General features: G+C 55.9%; 18 protein-coding genes and 1 tRNA gene. 8 read left to right on the top strand and 11 right to left on the bottom strand.

What is annotated here, in order from left to right; all coding sequences use genetic code 11:
* Positions 1 to 70 precede the first annotated feature (70 nt).
* Both GOX61_RS16585 and GOX61_RS16580 read right to left on the bottom strand, forming a co-directional pair.
* Positions 71 to 145, bottom strand: a tRNA-Gln gene (locus tag GOX61_RS16585).
* Positions 146 to 236: 91 nt separating this feature from the next.
* A complete protein-coding gene (locus tag GOX61_RS16580) occupies positions 237 to 1,226 on the bottom strand; it encodes an NADPH:quinone reductase (RefSeq protein WP_170335479.1) in 990 nt (329 codons plus the stop codon).
* 86 nt (positions 1,227 to 1,312) lie between these two features.
* On the opposite strand from GOX61_RS16580, the gene GOX61_RS16575 reads away from it, so the two are divergent.
* The gene (locus GOX61_RS16575) at positions 1,313 to 2,221 is read left to right on the top strand and encodes a haloalkane dehalogenase (RefSeq protein WP_170335477.1); all 909 of its coding nucleotides are present in this window, start codon (positions 1,313 to 1,315) and stop codon (positions 2,219 to 2,221) included.
* Between the two features lie 147 nt (positions 2,222 to 2,368).
* A complete protein-coding gene (locus GOX61_RS16570; protein WP_155148046.1) occupies positions 2,369 to 2,869 on the top strand; it encodes a ferritin in 501 nt (166 codons plus the stop codon).
* Positions 2,870 to 2,903: 34 nt separating this feature from the next.
* Here the strand turns inward: GOX61_RS16570 and GOX61_RS16565 are convergent, their stop codons facing one another.
* On the bottom strand, positions 2,904 to 3,425 hold the full coding sequence (locus GOX61_RS16565; protein WP_209016277.1) for an SH3 domain-containing protein: 522 nt from the start codon (positions 3,423 to 3,425) through the stop codon (positions 2,904 to 2,906).
* A gap of 138 nt (positions 3,426 to 3,563) precedes the next feature.
* On the opposite strand from GOX61_RS16565, the gene GOX61_RS16560 reads away from it, so the two are divergent.
* The 4 genes from GOX61_RS16560 to GOX61_RS16545 all read left to right on the top strand — a co-directional run bounded on the left by GOX61_RS16560 (position 3,564) and on the right by GOX61_RS16545 (position 10,656).
* Positions 3,564 to 4,550 (top strand): 2-hydroxyacid dehydrogenase, encoded by a 987-nt coding sequence (locus GOX61_RS16560; protein WP_170335475.1) that lies wholly within the window; start codon positions 3,564 to 3,566, stop codon positions 4,548 to 4,550.
* A 146-nt stretch (positions 4,551 to 4,696) separates the two neighbouring features.
* Complete coding sequence (gene ggt / locus GOX61_RS16555) at positions 4,697 to 6,490, top strand: gamma-glutamyltransferase (RefSeq protein ID WP_170335473.1); 1,794 nt, start codon at positions 4,697 to 4,699, stop codon at positions 6,488 to 6,490.
* 89 nt (positions 6,491 to 6,579) lie between these two features.
* Positions 6,580 to 7,977 carry an FAD-binding oxidoreductase gene (locus GOX61_RS16550; RefSeq protein WP_170335471.1) on the top strand — a complete coding sequence of 466 codons (1,398 nt, stop codon included), beginning with the start codon at positions 6,580 to 6,582 and terminating at the stop codon, positions 7,975 to 7,977.
* A 171-nt stretch (positions 7,978 to 8,148) separates the two neighbouring features.
* Entirely contained in the window at positions 8,149 to 10,656 is a 2,508-nt protein-coding gene (locus GOX61_RS16545; protein ID WP_170335469.1) for a GcvT family protein, read from the top strand.
* Positions 10,657 to 10,704: 48 nt separating this feature from the next.
* Here the strand turns inward: GOX61_RS16545 and GOX61_RS16540 are convergent, their stop codons facing one another.
* The 4 genes from GOX61_RS16540 to GOX61_RS16525 form a co-directional block, all read right to left on the bottom strand.
* Positions 10,705 to 11,040: a carboxymuconolactone decarboxylase family protein gene (locus GOX61_RS16540; RefSeq protein ID WP_155148054.1), complete on the bottom strand. Its 336-nt coding sequence runs from the start codon at positions 11,038 to 11,040 to the stop codon at positions 10,705 to 10,707.
* Between the two features lie 70 nt (positions 11,041 to 11,110).
* Positions 11,111 to 11,764, bottom strand: a complete 654-nt coding sequence (locus GOX61_RS16535; protein WP_170335467.1) for a DUF938 domain-containing protein — start codon at positions 11,762 to 11,764, stop codon at positions 11,111 to 11,113.
* Positions 11,761 to 12,828: an NAD(P)/FAD-dependent oxidoreductase gene (locus GOX61_RS16530; RefSeq protein ID WP_170335465.1), complete on the bottom strand. Its 1,068-nt coding sequence runs from the start codon at positions 12,826 to 12,828 to the stop codon at positions 11,761 to 11,763. The genes GOX61_RS16535 and GOX61_RS16530 overlap by 4 nt, the downstream gene beginning before the upstream one ends.
* Complete coding sequence (locus GOX61_RS16525; protein ID WP_170335463.1) at positions 12,825 to 13,763, bottom strand: aldo/keto reductase; 939 nt, start codon at positions 13,761 to 13,763, stop codon at positions 12,825 to 12,827. The genes GOX61_RS16530 and GOX61_RS16525 overlap by 4 nt, the downstream gene beginning before the upstream one ends.
* 150 nt (positions 13,764 to 13,913) lie before the next feature.
* On the opposite strand from GOX61_RS16525, the gene GOX61_RS16520 reads away from it, so the two are divergent.
* Together GOX61_RS16520 and GOX61_RS16515 are read left to right on the top strand one after the other, a co-directional pair.
* On the top strand, positions 13,914 to 14,312 hold the full coding sequence (locus GOX61_RS16520) for a hypothetical protein (protein WP_155148219.1): 399 nt from the start codon (positions 13,914 to 13,916) through the stop codon (positions 14,310 to 14,312).
* A 3-nt stretch (positions 14,313 to 14,315) separates the two neighbouring features.
* Positions 14,316 to 15,548, top strand: coding sequence for an HlyD family secretion protein (locus GOX61_RS16515; protein WP_155148061.1), 1,233 nt, complete (start codon positions 14,316 to 14,318; stop codon positions 15,546 to 15,548).
* Positions 15,549 to 15,581: 33 nt separating this feature from the next.
* Here the strand turns inward: GOX61_RS16515 and GOX61_RS16510 are convergent, their stop codons facing one another.
* From GOX61_RS16510 to GOX61_RS16495, 4 genes are all read right to left on the bottom strand, one after another.
* Positions 15,582 to 16,985, bottom strand: coding sequence for an MFS transporter (locus GOX61_RS16510; RefSeq protein WP_170335461.1), 1,404 nt, complete (start codon positions 16,983 to 16,985; stop codon positions 15,582 to 15,584).
* Positions 16,986 to 17,109: 124 nt separating this feature from the next.
* Positions 17,110 to 18,183 (bottom strand): BMP family ABC transporter substrate-binding protein, encoded by a 1,074-nt coding sequence (locus GOX61_RS16505; RefSeq protein ID WP_155148066.1) that lies wholly within the window; start codon positions 18,181 to 18,183, stop codon positions 17,110 to 17,112.
* Between the two features lie 35 nt (positions 18,184 to 18,218).
* Positions 18,219 to 19,139, bottom strand: a complete 921-nt coding sequence (locus tag GOX61_RS16500; protein ID WP_155148068.1) for an ABC transporter permease — start codon at positions 19,137 to 19,139, stop codon at positions 18,219 to 18,221.
* A 3-nt stretch (positions 19,140 to 19,142) separates the two neighbouring features.
* Positions 19,143 to 20,225: an ABC transporter permease gene (locus GOX61_RS16495; protein WP_155148070.1), complete on the bottom strand. Its 1,083-nt coding sequence runs from the start codon at positions 20,223 to 20,225 to the stop codon at positions 19,143 to 19,145.
* Between the last annotated feature and the right edge of the window lie 35 nt (positions 20,226 to 20,260).

Below are 20,260 nucleotides of genomic sequence, written 5' to 3'. Positions count from 1 at the left end.
GATGATAACCTGCTGAAAACACGCGCTAATAGGCGGCCAAATATTCAGTTCGTGATTTTAGGGAGAATCATGGCTGGGGTGGTAGGATTCGAACCTACGATACACGGTACCAAAAACCGCTGCCTTACCACTTGGCTACACCCCATCGGTGAGCGGCTATCTACGATTGTTGTCTGAGGGGTGCAAGAGCTTTCCTGTAAAAAAGTGTGGTGATCTGAAATTATTTTTAGGACGGTTCAGATTGTCTCGATCAGTACCGCCCCAGAGCGTTTTCCAGCTTCGACCGCCTGATGAGCCAGGGCGCAATCCTCTAAAGAATATACACCCTGAATAGGACAATGCAGTGCATTGGCGGCGAGTGCTTTGTTCAGTCTTAGAGCGGCTGCCGCGCGAACTTCAGAAGTCAACAAGTATACCAGTACCATTTCCAGCGTTACTGATTTGAACATCAGGGGATAGAAGGGCAGAGTAGGGGACATATCCTGAGCTGAACCAAAGGCATTGATCCGCCCGTTTTCGGCAACGACCGCTGTGTTGGTTTCAACATTCTGGCCAAATTCGACATCGACGATTCGATTGACCAGCTGACTGTTATTCGCAGCAATGATTTGCTCGGGTAGGTCCGGCGCATTGTAGTCAAGTACGATATCCGCACCGGCATCTTTGACCCGATCGAAATTGCGCGGACTGGCGGTCGAGATGACTCGTGCGCCGCCCCATTTCGCCAGTTGGACGGCGAGAAAGCCGACGGTGCCTGCGCCGCCGTGGATTAGTAGGGTCTGTCCTTCGATTTCACCTCCTGAAAACACTGTGTGACTGGCAGTCAGCCCCGGGATTCCAAGTATCGCACCTGTTTGTAGCGAGACCGGGTCGGGTAGATCGACCACCTGTTCAGCAGGCAATGTGATTTGTGTGGCTGCGGTTCCGAATGCACGTTGCCACTGACCATTCCAGATCCAGACGCGCTGCCCGATGCGAGAGTTGTCGACGCCGTCACCAACCGCTGAGATTATGCCGGAGCCGTCGCTATGAGGGACAACAACCGGAAAAGGAGGCTTGGTGACGCCCGGTCGCGCACCAGCACGGGCTTTGACGTCCGAGGGGTTCACACCGGAGTATGCAAGATCAACGGTCACTTCACCGGGGGCCGGAGGACGAGCCTCAATCTCCTGAACGTTCAGGACGTCTGCTGCCGGGCCAAATGCGGTGTATGTGACGGCTTTCATGAATTCCTCATCCCTTGTGTCGTGACGTTCACTCTACTGTCAGAACAATTGGATGCTAGTCTTTGCGCTATCATGGAGGGAAAATTATGAAAACGCTGCGCACACCAGATGAATGCTTTGCAGGTTTGCCCGATTACGATTTTGCCCCGAACTACATTCAAATTGATGACACCGAAGGTGGCAGTTTGAGGGTGCATTATCTGGATGAAGGGTCTGATGAGGCTGCCCCGGTTCTGCTCATGCATGGAGAGCCCAGCTGGTCCTATCTATATCGCCACATGGTCCCTCATATCGTGAGCGATGGTCATCGCGTGATTGCCCCGGATTTGGTTGGTTTCGGTAAGTCGGACAAGCCCACACAGCGCAGCGACTATACCTATGAGCGCCACGTGTTCTGGATGGGCGAGGTGCTGCGCAAACTGGATCTGCAGGGCATAACTCTGGTTTGTCAGGATTGGGGCGGCCTGATCGGGCTGCGCTTGTGGGCTGAGATGCCAGAACGATTTGCGCGTGTGGTTGTTGCGAACACAGCATTACCAATCGGCGATCAGCCTTTGGGAGAGGCTTTTGCCGCATGGCGCCAGTTCAGTCAGGATGTACCGGATTTTCGCGCAGGGCGGATCGTGTTTGGTGGCACAGTATCAAAACTGACGGATGCAGAGGTTGCTGCATATGATGCACCATTTCCTGACGATACCTACAAAGCTGGTGCACGGCAGTTTCCCATGTTGGTTCCTGATCGGCCGGATGATCCTTCGGCCGAACCGAACCGACAGGCCTGGAGCGTCATTCGATCTTTGCAAACGCCGATCCTGACGGCATTTGGTGCAGATGACAAGATAATGGCTGGAATTGACCAGGTGTTTCAAAAACTGTGCCCGGGGGCTGAAGGACAGCCACATGTTGTATTGCCGAACGCCGGACATTTTCTTCAGGAAGATGTCGGTCCGGAGCTGGCTGAACTCACCTGCGATTTTATTCGAAGAACGCGGTGAGCGACCCAGCTGCGAGTGCTTTTCAGTTGCATCGGTTTGAGTGTAATATTATGTAAAATAACAATAAAACACACTCCTGCTGTTGTGTTTAATGTTCGGAATGCCTAGCTGATTTGTAGGCGATAACCTGTCATGTAGGAGCGGCAGATGAAAATGAATGCGAAAGTCGCAGAAGCGCTGAATATTCAAATCAACAACGAGCTTCATGCATCTTACACTTACCTCGCAATGGCAGCCTATTTCGAGGCGCAGGACTTGCCCGGTTTCGCCCAATGGTTCAGAGGGCATTCCGCCGAAGAGGGCGAGCACGCAATGCGGATTTTTGACTTCATCGCAAAGCGGGGCGGACGCATCGAACTGGATGGGATTTCCAAGCCACAAACCGACTACGCGTCTCCGGTTGAAGCATTAGAACATGCGCTGGCGAATGAAATAACCGTGACCGGTCAGATCAACGCGCTGTTTGAACTGGCGCATGAGGTCAAGGAATACAGCACTCAGAACATGCTGAACTGGTTCCTTGCCGAGCAAATCGAAGAAGAAGATCTGTTCACGTCAATCCTCGACCGGGTGAAGGCGGCCAATGGTGATCGTTGGAATCTGCTTTTGCTTGATCAGGAATTGGGAAAGCGCGGCAGCGAAGAATAGCGACGGAAATGGCGGCGTCACAAAGGCGCCGCCCTCATTCGCGGATTTCAGCCGCATCAACGCCCCAAAGGTTGGCCTTTAGCGTCCAGCCGCGATAGCCACCCGCAGAAACCCGGCACCAATCGATTGAACAGGTTCCAAGGCGTGCCACAACTCCGGTCTCGAAATGGGCGTTGATCTGGGATTTCGTATCCGGGCTGGCATAGACAGGCAGCATGTCGGATTCGATCAGAACGGTGCGGACGCCGGACAGCAGCGCATAGTGAACCCACCCCCCTGCGCCATCACGGTCCTGAACCTTACGCCAGTTCCCATATTCGGCCGTGATCTGTAGAGGCATTCCGCGCCGTTTGAAAACCCAATCGATTCTGTGGGTCAGTGACGGCCCCCGACGCACGTTGCCTTCTGCGGCTTTCATCGAGACGAACCGTGGCAAAGGCAGATTGGTGACAGGACCACGCTTTTCTTCCGCGTTGGCGGCAAATGTGCCGAACGCGACAATAAATGCGGTCAGGGCCGCCAAACCTTGGCGTTTCACCGAAAAAATAGCACTCACTGCTGGCCTGCTCTTATGCCTGTTTATTGTGTTTCGAAAAAAGGTTGCGTCAATGCACGTGGGGTTCTTGTGCCCCGCCTGTTCCTGCGCCACGATGCCATGGCGCGCGACTGTTTGCAAAGCAGTAGGAGGGCTGAGGTGCCAAGAGAACGTCTGAGTGTTGTCGTTACGCGACGGTTGCCGGAAGCGGTGGAAACCCGCCTGAGCGAACTTTTTGATGTTCGGTTGCGGGATAATGACACCCCCATGACCCGAGAAGAGCTCGTCTCTGCCGTGCAGGAAGCGGATGTGCTGGTTCCGACAGTGACCGATACGATCGATGGTGGCTTGCTGGGGCAGGCGGGTGAAAACCTGCGGCTGATCGCCAACTACGGGGCAGGGGTGGACAATATCGATGTCGCAACTGCGCGCCAACGTGGGATTTTGGTTTCGAACACCCCGGGTGTTTTGACCGACGATACTGCTGATATGACAATGGCGTTGATCTTGGCCGTGACGCGCCGCATTCCCGAAGGTCTTGGTGTCATGCAAAAGGGCGACTGGTCCGGATGGGCGCCTACTGCTCTGCTTGGCGGCAGAATTGGCGGTCGTCGTCTGGGGATTTTGGGCATGGGAAGGATCGGGCAGGCTGTGGCTCGCCGTGCCAAGGCTTTTGGCATGCAGGTGCATTACCACAATCGTCGCAGATTGCGCCCCGAGGTTGAGGAAGAGCTGGAAGCGACCTACTGGGACAGTCTCGATCAGATGGTCGCACGAATGGATGTGATCTCAGTCAATTGCCCATCTACGCCATCAACCTTTCATTTGATGAACGCACGCAGGCTCAAGCTGATGAAGCCGTCGGCTGTCATTGTGAATACGTCACGCGGCGAAGTGGTGGATGAAAACGCCCTGACGCGCATGATCCGCGCGGGTGAGATCGCCGGAGCAGGGCTGGACGTCTACGAGCATGGGACCAATGTGAACCCACGTCTGCGCCAGCTGCCAAATGTCGTGCTGCTGCCTCATATGGGTTCGGCCACGTTGGAAGGGCGGATTGAGATGGGTGAGAAGGTCATCATCAATATTAAAACCTTCGAAGATGGCCACCGACCACCGGATCAGGTTGTGCCTTCGATGATATGAATTTTTCGCCCGGTCTCGTTCAACGATGAGGTCTGGTTTTTTCATGTGGCGGAAATTTGCCTTCGCTCGCGCGCCTTGCATCTTATGGTTGTGACGCTTTGCCGGGGCATACACTGTTGAAAGCAAACATTGAATTGGAGGAAATCATGCGTTTCAGTCGACTTTCATTTCTACTCCTCTCAGCGGCGGTAATTTCCGCACCTGCAATCGCTCAGGAAACTGCTGATGCCGTTGCGCCCGAAGGTGCGTCCGAAGGACAGGTTCAGGCCCTGACCAAAGAAGTGATTGCCGCGCTCGAGGCAAAGGCTGCTGGTGAACCAGTTACATCCGAGAACTGGATGGTTGCAGCGGCGAACCCATTGGCCGTCGAAGCCGGGGCAAAGGTATTGCGCGCAGGTGGCACCGCAGCAGATGCAATGGTTGCGGTACAGGTCGTGTTGGGGCTGGTGGAACCACAATCCTCGGGTCTTGGGGGTGGCGCATTTCTGGTCTGGTATGACGCTGCGAGTGGTGAGCTGACGACGCTGGATGGGCGTGAAACCGCCCCGCTGGCGGCGACTCCGACCTTGTTTCAGGACGAAAACGGTGAGCCGCTGAAATTTTTTGACGCCGTGGTTGGCGGGCTCTCGGTCGGCACGCCCGGCACACCTGCCTTGATGGAAACGGCGCATCGCCAATGGGGACGCAGCCCTTGGCCTTCGCTGTTCGATGATGGCATTCGGCTAGCGGATGAGGGCTTCCTTGTTTCACCACGTTTGGCAAGTCTGGTCGAGAACGATGCCGAGCGCCTGTCACGTTTTCCGGTGACCGCTGAGTATTTCTTGCCCGGCGGCGAACCCATCTCGCAGGGGCAGCGCCTGATGAACCCGGCTTACGCCGAGACCCTTCGAACTTTGGCTGCCGAAGGCAGTGCTGGTTTCTATGGTGGAGACATCGCGTCTGACATCGTAAGCACTGTGCGAAACGCACCGGGAAATCCCGGAGTGCTTTCTGGTGTCGATTTGGCGCTTTATCAGGTCATCGAACGCGAGCCCGTTTGCGCCGAATACCGAGAGTTTGATGTCTGTGGCATGGGCCCCCCTTCGTCAGGTGCCCTGACTGTTGGACAGATACTTGGGATGCTCAACAACTATGACTTGTCCGCGATGGGTCCAGACAGTCATGAGGCTTGGCGCCTGATCGGAGATGCCTCTCGTCTCGCCTTTGCCGATCGTGGTAGATACATGGCTGACAGTGATTTTGTTCCCATGCCGACAGAAGGGTTAGTGGATTCGGAGTATCTGGCAGAGCGGGCCACATTGTTGAAGGACAACGCGGCGTTATCCGAGGTTGCCCCGGGAAACCCTGAATTCGACCATGCGTCGAACTGGGCCGATGATATCTCGTTGGAGCTGCCATCAACCTCGCACATCTCCATCGTGGATTCCTATGGCAACGTCCTTTCAATGACGACGACGATCGAAAACGGATTTGGCTCACGGCTCATGACCAACGGTTTTCTGCTGAACAACGAACTGACCGATTTTTCGTTCAAGTCACATAGAGACGGTGTTCCAATTGCGAACCGGTTGGAGCCGGGCAAGCGCCCAAGGTCTTCGATGAGCCCGACCATTGTGATGAAGGATGATGCACCAGTGTTGGCCATTGGATCGCCGGGTGGCAGCCGCATAATTGGCTATGTCGCCAAGTCGATCATCGCCTGGGCGGATTGGGATATGAATGTCCAGCAGGCCTTGTCGCACCCACATCTGGTGAATCGTTTCGGAACTTACGATGTCGAAGCGGGAACTGCGGCCGAAGGTTATTCAGATGTGCTGGCTGAACTGGGTTTCGAGGTCAACGCACGCGAACTGACCTCGGGCCTTCACGCTATTGAGATCTCAGATGGACTGAAAGGGGCCGCTGACCACAGGCGCGAAGGTATCGCGTTGGGCGAATAAAACATCCGGATTTGTGGGTATTGCCCCATCCATGCGGGCCTTTTAGTCATGTGCTGAATGGCCCGTAAGTTCGGGTAGGGGAGGATGTCATGGTGCAAGCCACTGCTATGCCACGCAACGAGTCGGGAATTGAAACGGCCGTTGGTATTCTGAAGCAAAGGTTCGGGGATCGCTTGCAAACCGGTGCAGCCATCCGGGAGCAGCATGGCCACACCACAACATGGATCGAAAATCAAAGCCCGGATGCGGTGGTGTTTCCGCGCTCGACCGAAGAGGTTTCTGAAATCGTCAAAACCTGTGCCGCGCATAAGGTGCCGGTCATTCCATTCGGGACAGGTACGTCGCTGGAGGGGCATGTTAATGCGCCCGCGGGTGGCGTATCGATTGATTTAAGCCAAATGAACAAGGTGCTGGCCGTCAACGCCAGCGATCTTGATTGTGTCGTCCAGCCCGGCGTAACGCGCGAAGATCTGAATACGCATTTGCGTGATCAGGGCTTGTTTTTCCCCATTGATCCCGGAGCGAATGCATCGCTGGGTGGAATGGCTGCGACCCGGGCATCAGGCACCAATGCGGTGCGCTATGGAACGATGAAAGACAACATCCTTAGCCTGGAAGCTGTCATGCCGGATGGGCAAATCATACGGACAGGTCAAAGGGCCAAGAAGTCATCGGCAGGATACGACCTGACCCGGCTTCTGATCGGGGCCGAAGGTACGCTTGGGGTCATCACTGAAATCACTTTGCGTCTGCAGGGCATTCCAGAGGCGATCAGTTCGGCCCGTTGTTCATTCTCAACCGTTGATACCGCCTGTCAGGCGGTGATGATGACGATCCAATACGGTATTCCGGTCGCGAGAATTGAACTGCTTGACGAAATGTCTGTCCGGGCAGCGAATGCATATTCCGGTCTGAATCTGCCTGAAACCCCGTTATTGCTGCTCGAGTTTCATGGGTCTGAGACGGGCGCCGCTGAACAAGCTGCAACCTTTGGTCAAATTGCAGAGGAGTTTGGCGGTACAGATTTCGCCTCAACCACGACCACTGAGGAACGCAACAAACTTTGGCAGGCGCGTCACGACATGTACTGGGCCTGCTTACAACTGCGCCCGGGCGCCCGCGGAATTTCCACGGATGTCTGTGTTCCGATCTCACGACTGGCAGAATGCGTGACCGCCGCGCAGGATAAGGCAGAAGAGCTTGGTTTGCTTGCACCAATTGTCGGGCATGTGGGGGATGGCAATTTTCATACTTTGCTGCTGATCGACATGGATAACGCGGATGAGGTTGCCAAGGCTGACCAGTTCGTCGGCTGGCTAAACGATCTGGCCATTTCGATGGAAGGCACCTGCACAGGCGAGCACGGTATCGGTCAGGGCAAACGCCCCTACCTGGTCAAAGAGCTGGGAGCAGCCACTGACTACATGGTTGCCATCAAAGCAGCTCTGGACCCCAACAATATAATGAACCCCGGGAAGATTCTGTAGCTTCGACTGCACCGCTTCTGCTTTTGGCAGCCGCCCGGCGATCGGGCAAGGTGGCGCAATAGAGATAGCCTCAGGTCGGTTTTGATCTTTTTTGCGTCGGCTGGACATGGCGCTGAAGCCTGTCCTTGGGCATAAACCTTGCCAAACAGACTCAATCCGGAGAGCGGGCAAATGAAAACCCAAGTCAAAGCACTTGTCGTTGGCGGTGGCGCCGTCGGAACCTCGATTGCGTATCATCTGGCCAAGGCTGGCTGGGACGATGTGATGCTGATCGAGCGGGACGAGCTGACCTCGGGCTCGACCTGGCACGCGGCAGGCCTGTTGCCGTTGTTCAACATGTCCTATGCGACGACCCACATCCACAAATACTCGGTCGATTTCTACAAGACGCTCGAGGAAGAAACTGGTCTGAACGCGGGTTTCGCCGTCGTTGGCAACCTGCGGATGGCGCAGACGCAAGAGCGTATGGACGAGTACATGCTCTATGCCTCCACCGCCGAGACTTGCGACGTTGCCTATGAATGGCTGACGCCTGAGCAGATCAAGGAACGCTGGCCGCTGATCGAGACATCGGACCTGAAGGGCGCGATCTACCACACCGAGGACGGCTATATTAACCCTGCCGACGTGACGCAGGCGATGGCCAAAGGGGCCCGTCAGCGCGGCGTTGATATTGTGCGCAAGATGCAGGCCGATGCGTTCCATTGGAATGGCACCCACTGGGAAGTCACCTGCACCAAGATGGTCGAGAAGGGCGGCAACCTCGTTCCGTCAGATGAGCAGGTGGTAATCACTGCTGAGCATGTCGTGACCGCATCGGGCAACCACGCACAGCGCACCGCCAAAATGCTGGGTATCAAAATGCCCGCGATCCCGGTCGAACACACTTTCATCGTCATGGACAAAGACCCTGAGCTGGTCAAATGGCGCGAAGCTGGTAACCCCGAACACCCTGTTGTCCGCGATGCTGACAACGAATCCTATGCGCGTGAAGAACGCGGCGGCTGGATTCTGGGCATCTACGAACATGGCGCACCGGCGCAGTTCGAACACGGTGTGCCGGACAGCTTCCGCGCTGACCTGTTCCCGCTGGACCTGGACCGGATCGCGGATCAGTACATGGCGATGGCCGAACGCGTGCCGTCCTGCGCCGAGTCTGGTCTGAAAGACGATTTCAACGGCCCGATCTGCTACACCCCCGACGGCAACCCGCTGGTTGGCCCCGCACCCGGTCTGCGCAATATGTGGCTGGCCGAAGGCTTTTCGTTCGGGATCACCGCTGCAGGCGGCACCGGCTACTATCTGGCTCAGATGATGGTCGATGGCGAAGCTGAGATCGACATGGCGTCGCTGGACCCCAAGCGCTACAGCAGCAACTGGATGACCACCGAGTTCGCGGCCCGCAAGAACGAAGAATGCTATGAGCACGTCTACATCCTGCACCATCCGGACGAAGAGCGTGAAGCTTGCCGTCCGCTGCGTACCGTTCCGGCTTATGACCGTCAGAAAGCGCGTGGCGCACAGTTCGGCTGGGTCAACGGTTGGGAACGTCCGAACTACTTCGGACCACTGGACGCTCCGGACAACTTTGACAAGGAAAGCCGTTCGTTCCGTCGTGGTGGCTGGTGGCAATATGCCGTCGAAGAGGCCAAGGCGATCCGCGAAGGCGTTGGACTGATCGATGCGTCGGCCTTTACCAAGCATGTCGTCAAAGGCCCCGGTGCGACCGCATTCCTGGACTGGTTTACCTGCAACAAGCTGCCCAAGGTCGGTCGCATCAACCTGACCTACGCGCTGACCTCGCACGGCACCACCCGCACCGAATACACCATCGTCCGCAATGGCGAGAACAACTACTACATCGTCTCTGCCGGTGCCTGGACCGAATACGACGCCGACTACCTGCGCAAGGCGGCCGAGGACAAGATGGAGGAGTTCGGTTACATCGAGATCCAGGACGTGACCACTCAGTGGGGCGTCTTTGCCATCGCCGGACCCAAGTCGCGTGACGTTCTGAAAGAGGTCATCAAAGACGCCGATCCGGAAACCGCACTGTCCAACAAGCGCTTCCCGTGGCTGTCAGCCCGTCAGATCGAACTGGGCATGTGCCCAGTCAACGCGATCCGTGTGGCCTATACTGGTGAGTTGGGCTGGGAACTGCACCACCCGATCGAGATGCAGAACTATCTGTTCGACCTGTTAGAGAAAGCCGGTGAGAAGCACGGTATGAAGCTGGTCGGTGCTCGCGCCCAGAACTGGCTGCGTCAGGAGAAATCCTATCGCGCCTTCGGTACCGAACTGGGCCGCGACGCGACACCGCTGGAAGCCGACCTGCCGCGTTTTGTCGACCTGTCCAAGGACTTCTACGGCAAGGCCAAGCTGGAAGAGACCGGCGTGCGCGTGAAGTGCTGTACCCTTCTGATCGACGGACCGGACGATGCCGATCCGTGGGGCCGTGAGGCGCTGTACACACCGGAAGGTGAGCGCGTGGGTCGTTTGACCTCGGGCGGCTACTCGGTGGCGTTCGAGAAATCCATTGGCATGGGTTATGTGAAGCCCGAAATGGCGGTCGAAGGCACCAAGCTGCAAGTCAAGATTCAGGATAAATTGTGGGACGCGGTCGTCACCTGCGACAGCCCCTACGATCCGAAAAACGAAACCATCCGCAAGGACGGTTGATCATTCAAAGGCCCCGGAAAAGTCCGGGGCCTTTTCTTTTAGAGCCTGCTAAGCGGTCAATTCATCATAACATTCCAGCGCCTTAGCAGCGTACATCATCGACGGGCCACCTCCCATTTGAACGGCCATGGCCAGCACATCCGAAAATTCATCGCGTGCAGCCCCCGCTTTGATCAGCGCTTCAGTGTGTAGTGAAATGCAAGGCTCGCAGCGAACGGCAATCGACATGCCCAGAGCAATGAACTCCTTGGTTTTGTAATCCAGTGCTCCACCTTCTTTGACTGATTTGCCGAGCGCCCCAAACGCACGTGCGGTGTCGGGTATGGCGCCATTGAGATTGCGCAACCCTTTGCGTGTGTCCGAGAGTTTATCCTGCCAGTTCATTCTGCGGCCCTTTCAAAACATAATGTAAATGGAATATGTTTTAGGGTGACCGAGCTGACTTTGATCTCGATCAGATGCCCGGCATTTCAAAAACGAATGCCAGATTGTTGGCGGGCATTTCAGTGATTTGGATCAGTTTCAGGCCATTGGCTCGCAGTAGCTCAAGAATTTCGCTGTCATCTTTGTAGCCGATTTCCGGGTCTTGCTGAGTGAGGGCTTCGTGAAACCGTTTGTCACCGTCGCTGGTCAACTCGCCAGAGCGCATAAACGGCCCGTAAAGAACAAAGCGACCAGCCACATTAAGGGCCCGAGCGGCTTCGGCGATCAGTGTTTCAGTCTCGGGCCGACTGATAAGGTGCACAAGGTTGATCAGAATGATCAGGTCCTTTTTACCAAAATCTCTATGCCATCCCAACGCAGTCGCATTCAGCTCCACTGCGGTCGAAACATTCGGCAAAGCAGCGGTATAGGCATCGATGCTAGCCCGGCGTTGGGGGTCGATTTCGCTGGGTTGCCACCGCAGGCCCGGCAAGCACCGGGCAAAACTTGCAACATGTTGGCCAGTACCACTGGCGAGCTCCAACGCGGTGCCAGAAGGTGGTGCAACAAGTTGCACCAAATCGCAAATTGCTTGGGTATTGCGGCTTGCTGCTGGGGCGACAAGCCGACCTTCTGTGTCTTCGTTTGCCACACTAGCGTTGGGTGGAAGCTGTCGTTTGATCATTGGCGCAACCTTTCAGGGCTTAGCGCGGCAATTGTCTGGGCGGGCAGATCGGGTTCCGCTCCGATAGTCAGATCAGCCACTAGTTTCGAGGCGGCAGGGGCTGTTTGAAAGCCATATCCGCCCTGACCTGCTGACCAGATAAAAGATGGGTCAACAGGATCTGGCCCCAATACCAAGGTCCCGTCCGGGGAAAAGCTGCGCAGGCCGGCCCAATTGACCTCGACCCGGGTAACGGGCTCTGTGACCATCTCTTCGTAGCGGGCCAATCCTTCGGCCAGAACCATATCATCCGCGTAGGCATCTTGTGGCGCGACGGGTTCCGCCTCGGCAGGGGACACCAACAGTTTTCCAGCATCCGGCTTGGCGTACCATGTTTCCCCGACACCCAGCATCATTGGCCAACCGCCGACATCGAGCCCACCGGGCGCGGGTATACGGGCCATTGACCTGCGACAGGGGATAATTCCAATCGGCGGTACGCCTGCCATGTTCGCGATTTCGTCGACCCACGCACCAGCGGCATTGACAATGTTCCGGGCCTCAAAACTCTGCTGAGCCTCTACATGCCACAGCTCATCTTTTTGGATGCCGATGACCTTTTGACGAGTGAGAACGCTACCACCATTGTGGCGAATGGTACGTGCAAAATCCTGCAGTACGCGATCAGTATCGATGTCAAAAGCGCCTTCGCTGATTGCAGCGTAACCTACAGTTTCCATATTCAGGATGGGTATGCGCGACAGGGCATCCTGAAGGGGGATTTCTCGCATTCGCAAACTGGCCACATCGTCGGAGAACTGATCTTTCTGATCTTTCCCTCCGACCAGCATAAGACCACGTGGTGTCAGATAGTCGCCGGAGAAAAAGAACTCTGCACTGGCTTTGTTCAGCTCAACAACCGATGGCGGACCATACCCTTCTTCGAACAATGCAGCCGAGCGTCCGGATGCATGGTACCCAAGTGCGTCTTCCGCCTCGAGCACCGTAACTGATCCATGCGCTGACAAGCGCGCGCCAGCACTTAGGCCGGCGATGCCCCCCCCGATAACTAGGAAATCAATCATGATTGCTCTTCTAAGCGGTCGGTTGCAGGTGGTGGAGTAAGGCTGAGGGCTGTGATCCGATCGTACAGTTCCTTGGGCATTGTCCAGGTCAATGCGGCCAGAGATGGGGCGAGTTGCTCAGTATTTCTCGCCGAAATGATTGGCATTGGCTCAAATGGGCTCGCCGCAACCCATGCAACAGCCAAGGTCGCGGGGTCCTGGCCGACCTCGCTTGCCAGATCGCGCAATGCTTCAGCAGTTTCAGACATCCAGTCGGCCCCGTATCGGGCCGCATATCTGTTGTCCTCGGCCAGCCGCCCTTGACCACCCGCTGCATATTTTCCGGTCAGCAAACCGCCCCCAAGGGGCGAATAGGCTGCGACCGCGATACCTTGATCGGCACACATCGGCAGGATTTCGACCTCTGCCTGGCGCTTGACCAGATTGTACATGGGCTGCAGCACATCAATTGTCAGATCAAACTCGGCCGCAACTCGAACAGCTTTCATCACCTGCCACGCAGCGAAATTTGACAGGCCAACGTAGCGGATTTTGCCCTCCTGCTTTAGTCGGGCAAAACAAGACATGGTTTCTGAAAGATCAGTGTCAGGATCGAACCGATGAAGATAAAGCAGGTCGACCATGTCCTGATCCAGCCGTTTGCGCGAGATATCGAACTGCTTCTCGATATTCTCAGCGCCTGCACCACCGCTGTAGCCTGCTTTGGTGGCAATCAGCAGCGCCTCTCTTTCATTGGCAACCATACTGCCCAACAGCGTCTCAGATACGCCGTCGGTATAAACATGTGCCGTATCAAAATGGGTGATCCCTGCGGTGCGGCATGCATCATACATCGCGTTGCTTTGCGCTGCATCGGCACGGCCGCCAAATTGCATTGTGCCAAAGGCAAATCGGCTTACTGCGGTTCCATCAAGAGAAGTAAGAATAGAGGTCATTCGCGCGCCTTAATGAGATTGGGGATTCCGTTGAGGATTTGTCAAAGTGTCTGGCCAAACTTTAAGCAGGCTTGAATTTATGCATCAACCCATCCAAAGAGTATCAAACAGAAACAGGAGGGTAGGGTGAATACCGCGGAATTACACCCGATGGCCACAGGACATATTCCGTCCTATGTGACCCAGGCGGACGGAAGCGATTTTCTTTTTACGTTCATGGTTGTTTTTACAATTGTCGTGATTGTGTTGATCGGTGTCGCCTACTTCACCCTCCACTCGATCCCGGAAAAAATCGCGCATGAATCCAACCACCCACAGTTTCAGTTGGTGGGTATTCTGGCATTGTTGGCTTTGTTCACCCACAACGGGCTGTTTTGGGTGGCGGCCATTCTGGTGGCCGGGTTCCAATTTCCTGATTTTGCCGCGCCTTTGCGTGCAATAGCGGATTCCATCCGTTCTCTGGCACCCGAGAACACGCAGCCCCCGGTTGCAGAGGAGCCGTCCGAAATCAATCCTGAAACCGTCCAAGCCGCACCGCAGGAGCAGTAAGATATGCTTGAAACACTGATGTGCGCGCTGGTCACGGTTCTGCCTGACTATCTGTTCCGCCGGTTTGTGCAGGGCAAACGGATCGGGCATGAGATCACGCTGTTTACCATGTGGTACGAGCTGCGTTGGGGTCTGACGACCTGTGCGATCCTCGCGCTGACCGTAATCACCACGCTGTTCTACTTCCATCCATCCAGCAAAACCGCTGCCTCATACTTCCGCACGGTTACCATTCTGCCGCAACTGGGTGGTCGCGTTTCTGAAATCTATGTTCAAAACAACGAGCAGGTTGTTGCAGGCCAACCGATATTCCGCATCGAGGATTTCACTCAGACAGCACAGGTCGAAGCCGCACATGCTCAGATCGCGCAGGTTCAGGCATCGCTGAAGGTTGCTCAGACTGATCTGGCCGAGGCTGAGGCCGGGATTGCCGGTGCACGCGCAGCGCTGGATCAGTCTTTGGAGGATCTTGAACGCAATACGACTTTGCGAGATGAAGGCTCCAGCGCCGTACGATTGGCCGAGATTGAGCGTCTCGAAAATCTGGTCGAAGAGCGCGAAGCTCAGGTGGTAGCAGCACAATCCCGAAGGGCAGCAGTCATTCAACAGATCGAAGAGCTGATCCCCGCACAACTGGCCAGTGCCAATGCAAAGCTGGACGCAGCCCTGACCGAACTCGACAAAACCGTGATCAGTGCAGGAGTAACCGGACGGATTGAGCAGTTCGGTCTGCAAGTTGGGGACTATGTCAGCCCGCTACTGCGCCCTGCGGGCATTCTTGTGCCGTCATCCTCCGGCCACGATCGGTTTCAGGCTGCATTCACGCAGCTGTCTGCGCAAGTTATCAAACCAGGTATGATTGGTGAATTGGGTTGCATGACCAAACCATTCACCGTCATTCCGGTTGTGGTGGTCGAAGTGCAGGATGTCATCCCGTCTGGTCAAATTCGACCTAGTGATGAATTGCGGGATGTTCAGGTCAACAAAAATCCTGGATCGATTTTGGTCTATCTCGAGCCACTCTACAAAGGCATGGCAGACGACATTCCACCCGGAAGTAATTGTCTGGCCAACGTCTACACTGACAACCATGAAAAGCTTGAGGATGAGAATCTCGGGTTCTGGGAAAAGGCTTTCCTGCATGTGGTCGACACGATCGGCGTGGTTCACGCTGCCGGATTACGCCTTCGTTTGATCCTGATGCCGGTCAATACGCTGGTTCTGAGCGGACACTGATGCGAATAGCTTAATTCGTTTGCTCGCTATGACTTACTCGGGTTTTTCAGAGGAAGCTTTAACAGGCTTCCTCTCCAACGAAACGTAAGAGTAGGCAAAAACACAGCCAGCGAAAATGGCGATCAGCCAAAACACCATTGGAAATGAGCCGGTGATGGCAAAGGTTGTGCTTGCCAGTGCCATCCCGACTGTTCCGCCGAGCAATTGGAACGTCATGGATATCCCACTGGCCTGACCATGCAGTGCGACTGGAACTGACATCATAACAGCCCGCCGTGGTGGAACGAAAAGAAAAGGGGCGCAGCATCCCCAGATCAGAAATGCTGCCATGATCATTTGGCTGTTCCCGACCCGCATACCTAAGGCGACCAGTGCAACTCCGATAGTTCCGCAGCCGACACCGATCAGTGAGGGTGTTCTTGCTCCAAAGCGATCCGCAATCTTTCCCGCCAGTGGTGCAATGAACACCTGCGGAATTGCGACCGGCAACAGTGCCGCACCTGCGGCGAGTGGCGAAAACCCAAGCTTTGATTGAAAGTAGAGAGCGCCGAACACAAACATTACGATCTTCACGAATTGGGCAGTGAATACGATCATGTTCGCCGATGCAAAACTTGGGTTGGTAAACAGGGACACCGCGATCAACGGGTTAGGCGCCGAGCGCTCGATCGGTATGAAGAGAGTTAAGAGAAGAAGTCCCGACACTAACGCAATAACGACTTCGGGTTGCGCCCATCCACGGTCCGGGCCTTCCATTATGCCAAAAACGATTGAGGCCAGACCAACGACCAACAAAAGGAAACCTTTCCAATCGAATGCCGGCTCTGGCAACTGTGCAGGATCTCTCCAACAGGCCAAGGCTATCGCGGCCACGATCAGAACGATCGGTGGGTTGACCCAGAATATCCATCGCCACGAAATGTACTCTGTCAATACACCGCCAATCAGCGGACCCATCGACAGGAATATGGTTCCAATCGCCCCATACAAACCAAGCGCCAGACCGCGCTCATGTTCTTCGAATGAACGTATCAGTATCAGCAGGGACAACGGAAATATGAGCGCTGCGCCAAGGCCCTGGATTGCACGCGCCAGCAGTAAATCCAGCCCGCTTTCGGAAAAGCCACCCGCTGCGGAGGCCAGCCCAAAGATCAAAAGACCCGCGCTCAGCAACCAGCGTGCACCGAGAATATCGCCGAGCCGCCCTGCAGCCCCGGCAAAGCAAGCCAGAACCAGAAGATAAATGTTGACGGTCCAATGCGATTGAAGCCGGGTCAGGCCCAGATCTTTTTGGATTGTCGGCAGAGCCACGCTGATGACTGTTTCGTCCAACAGGATCACGCCCAGAATGGCCCCCATTGCAGCAAGCAACCACCAACGCGTGTTTCCCTGAGTGTCAGCCACTATAATACCGTCTTGATGAAACCAATGGTTCATACATCAGTTCGATTGCACGGCCATTCGTCAAGGAAATCGTAGCGATAGCAGGTACTGCGTATACTCTCGACAAACGAAAAAGGGCCAGCCAAATGGCCAGCCCTCATTTGCTATTTGCTAGAGCTTACTGCGGGATTTCGCCTTCCAGCCCTTCAACATAGAAGTTCATACCTGCCAGCGTACCGTCATCGGCGGTCTCGCCTTCAGCCAGCCAGTCGCTTCCGTCCTGCTTCTTCAGCGGGCCGGTGAAGGGGTGGTATTCACCCGCTGCCATGGCAGCCTTCAGGGCCAGAGCTTCTTCTTTAACATCGGCCGGAACAGCGTCCGAGATTTCACCGATTGCGACCATGCCTTCCCGGATGCCATCCCATGTGTTGGCGCTTTCCCATGTACCGTCCATTACGGCCTGGGTCCGTGCAATGTAGTAGGGAGCCCAATCGTCAATGATCGAAGACACGCGCGGGAAGGGCGCGTATTCGCTCATGTCGGAGGCCTGGCCAAAGGTGACAACGTTTCCTGCCTCTTGCGCAGCCGCTTGCGGTGCGGTCGAGTCAGTGTGCTGCAGGATCACGTCCGCGCCCTGTTCGATCAGAACGGTGGCGGCGTCAGCCTCTTTCGCCGGGTCGAACCAAGTGTAGGCCCAGACGATCTTGAATTCGACATCCGGGTTTACCTTCTTGGCGTGGACATAGGCCGAGTTGATGCCGCGGATCACTTCGGGGATCGGATAGGAACCGATATAGCCGATGATGTTCGACTTCGTCATATTACCCGCGATGTGGCCCTGAACGGCGCGACCTTCGTAGAAACGCGCCGAGTAGACGGAAACGTTATCGGCTGTTTTATAGCCGGTCGCGTGCTCGAACTTCACGTCCGGGAATTTCTTGGCCACGTTGATGGTCGGGTCCATATAGCCGAACGAGGTGGTGAAGATCAGATCCGCACCTTCCAGTGCCATCTGGGTCATCACGCGTTCCGCATCCGGTCCTTCAGGCACAGATTCAACAAATACGGTTTCGACCTTGTCGCCAAAGTGCTCTTCGACCGCCAGACGGCCTTTGTTGTGCTCATAGGTCCAGCCGCCGTCGCCCACCGGGCCGACATAAACGAAACCGACCTTGGTTTTGTCTTCGGCCATGGCGCCAGTCGCCAGACCCAGCGCCATTGCGGCACTTGTCAGAAGTGATGTGAATTTCATGTAGTTACTCCCCAAGTTGGTTCAGTTGGCCCCATCTAGTGCGAGGCATGGAAGGTCCGGCCCAGTGAGGCAGGTGCGCTGCTCTTGTCGGCCGAAAGGATCACAAGCACAAGGATCGTGATGATATAGGGCGACATTGCCAGATACTCGACGGGAATGGCAACGCCTGCTGCCTGCAGATTAAGCTGCAACACTGTGATTCCGCCAAACAAATAAGCACCAAGCAATGCGCGCCAAGGTTTCCAGCTGGCGAACACCACCAACGCCAGGGCGATCCAGCCCACCCCGGCGGTCATGCCCTCGGTCCACTGCGGTACTCGGATCAGGCTGATGTAAGCTCCGCCCAGGCCCGCGCAGGCACCGCCGAACAGGATCGCCATGATGCGGATCTTGATGACCTTGTAGCCCAAGGCGTGCGCCGCATCGTGGTTTTCACCCACCGCGCGCAGGATCAGTCCGACGCGCGTGTATTTGAGTACGGCCCAGACTGCTGCTGTCAGAGCAATGCCGACATAGAGGATCGGATCATGCTGGAACAGGATTGGGCCTATGACAGGAATATCGCTGATCAGCGGGATGTGAATATCACCCATGCTGGGTGGTTTGATGCCCACATAGCTTTGCCCCAGAAGGGCGCTGAAGCCGAGGCCAAACAAGGTCAGTGCAAGTCCGCTTGCCACTTGGTTGGCGAGAGCCACCTGCGTCAGCAGCACAAACAACAGGGACAGTACCGCGCCTCCAATGGCTGCAGCAACAAAACCCAGCCAGGGTGAGCCTGTTTCGACGGAGATCGCAAAGCCGCTGATTGCACCAACAATCATCATGCCTTCGACGCCGAGGTTAAGAACACCTGCTTTCTCAACGACTAATTCTCCGATCGCGGCCAGCAGCAGGGGGGTCGCGGCCACCATCAGCGAAGCGACCAAGAGTACGGGATTGATTTCACCTAGGTCCATGGGTCACGCCACCTCGCTACGGGCCGCACGGATGCGGTAGTTTGTCAAAAGATCGAATGCCAGCAGGAAGAACAGCAGCATTCCCTGAAACACCTGAATGGCAGCGGCAGGCAGACCCAGCTGAGACTGCGCGATCTCGCCACCGATATAGGTCAGGGCCATCAGGCCACCGGCCAGCAGGATGCCCACCGGGTGCAAGCGGCCCAGAAAGGCCACGATGATCGCGGTAAAGCCATAGCCGACATTAAAGTCGATGCTGACAACGCCCGACGGTCCTGAAACCTCGAACATTCCCGCCAGACCGGCCAGAGCGCCGGACAGGCCCAGGCAGAACAGGATCAGTCGGGCAGGGTTCACACCGGCGAATTTCGCCGCGCGAGGCGCTTCACCCGTCAGGCGGATGTGAAAGCCCAGCATGTGCCGGTTCAACAGGACATAGGCAAAGATCACTGCGATCAGAGCGGTCACGACGCCCCAGTGCATTCCCGACCCGGCGATCAACTCAGCATTATAAGCACTTTCATAGGATTGCAGGTTGCGCGAACCGGGAAAGCCGAACCCTTCGGGGTTCTTAAGTAGGCCCAGCGAAACCGAGGCCAGCATCTGCTCGGCCACGTATACCAGCATCAGGGACACGAGGATTTCGTTCGTGCCAAAGCGTACTTTCAAAAAGGCCGGGATCATCGCCCAAAGCCAGCCGCCAAACGCGCCCGCGATCACCATAATCGGGAAGATATAGAAAGCATCCAGAGGGTAGAATGCCAGCCCGGCACCCGCGCCAAAGATGGCGCCCATGATGTACTGGCCCTCGGCCCCGATATTCCAGATGCCCGCACGAAAGCCCAGCGAAAGACCGATGGCGATAAGCACCAGTGGCGCACCTTTCACCAGCAACTGCGGGCGATAATAGAACGCGAACTCACCAAAGAGAGGTTCCCAAAAAATGGTTCCGATGGCCTGCAATGGGTTCTTACCCAGGATAGCGAACAAAAGCCCACCAAACACCATCGTCGCCAGTACCGCTACCAAAGGGGTCGCATAGGACCACGCCTTGGACGGCTGAGGCCGTTTCTCCAACACAATCATCTGCTCATCCCCCCGTTTTTACATTCTTTTTGAGT

Source organism: Ruegeria arenilitoris, from assembly GCF_013030265.1.
Lineage (GTDB): Bacteria > Pseudomonadota > Alphaproteobacteria > Rhodobacterales > Rhodobacteraceae > Ruegeria > Ruegeria arenilitoris_E.
Note: the sequence above shows the minus strand (reverse complement) of the source record. Positions and strands in the feature narration are given on the sequence as shown.

Excerpts from the sequence above, each read along its gene's own strand:
- GOX61_RS16580 (WP_170335479.1), bottom strand. The coding sequence starts at position 1,226 with ATGAAAGCCGTCACATACACCGCATTTGGCCCGGCAGCAGACGTCCTG.
- GOX61_RS16575 (WP_170335477.1), top strand. The coding sequence starts at position 1,313 with ATGAAAACGCTGCGCACACCAGATGAATGCTTTGCAGGTTTGCCCGAT.
- GOX61_RS16570 (WP_155148046.1), top strand. The coding sequence starts at position 2,369 with ATGAAAATGAATGCGAAAGTCGCAGAAGCGCTGAATATTCAAATCAAC.
- ggt (WP_170335473.1), top strand. The coding sequence starts at position 4,697 with ATGCGTTTCAGTCGACTTTCATTTCTACTCCTCTCAGCGGCGGTAATT.
- GOX61_RS16550 (WP_170335471.1), top strand. The coding sequence starts at position 6,580 with ATGGTGCAAGCCACTGCTATGCCACGCAACGAGTCGGGAATTGAAACG.
- GOX61_RS16545 (WP_170335469.1), top strand. The coding sequence starts at position 8,149 with ATGAAAACCCAAGTCAAAGCACTTGTCGTTGGCGGTGGCGCCGTCGGA.
- GOX61_RS16540 (WP_155148054.1), bottom strand. The coding sequence starts at position 11,040 with ATGAACTGGCAGGATAAACTCTCGGACACACGCAAAGGGTTGCGCAAT.
- GOX61_RS16535 (WP_170335467.1), bottom strand. The coding sequence starts at position 11,764 with ATGATCAAACGACAGCTTCCACCCAACGCTAGTGTGGCAAACGAAGAC.
- GOX61_RS16530 (WP_170335465.1), bottom strand. The coding sequence starts at position 12,828 with ATGATTGATTTCCTAGTTATCGGGGGGGGCATCGCCGGCCTAAGTGCT.
- GOX61_RS16525 (WP_170335463.1), bottom strand. The coding sequence starts at position 13,763 with ATGACCTCTATTCTTACTTCTCTTGATGGAACCGCAGTAAGCCGATTT.
- GOX61_RS16520 (WP_155148219.1), top strand. The coding sequence starts at position 13,914 with ATGGCCACAGGACATATTCCGTCCTATGTGACCCAGGCGGACGGAAGC.
- GOX61_RS16515 (WP_155148061.1), top strand. The coding sequence starts at position 14,316 with ATGCTTGAAACACTGATGTGCGCGCTGGTCACGGTTCTGCCTGACTAT.
- GOX61_RS16510 (WP_170335461.1), bottom strand. The coding sequence starts at position 16,985 with ATGAACCATTGGTTTCATCAAGACGGTATTATAGTGGCTGACACTCAG.
- GOX61_RS16505 (WP_155148066.1), bottom strand. The coding sequence starts at position 18,183 with ATGAAATTCACATCACTTCTGACAAGTGCCGCAATGGCGCTGGGTCTG.
- GOX61_RS16500 (WP_155148068.1), bottom strand. The coding sequence starts at position 19,139 with ATGGACCTAGGTGAAATCAATCCCGTACTCTTGGTCGCTTCGCTGATG.
- GOX61_RS16495 (WP_155148070.1), bottom strand. The coding sequence starts at position 20,225 with ATGATTGTGTTGGAGAAACGGCCTCAGCCGTCCAAGGCGTGGTCCTAT.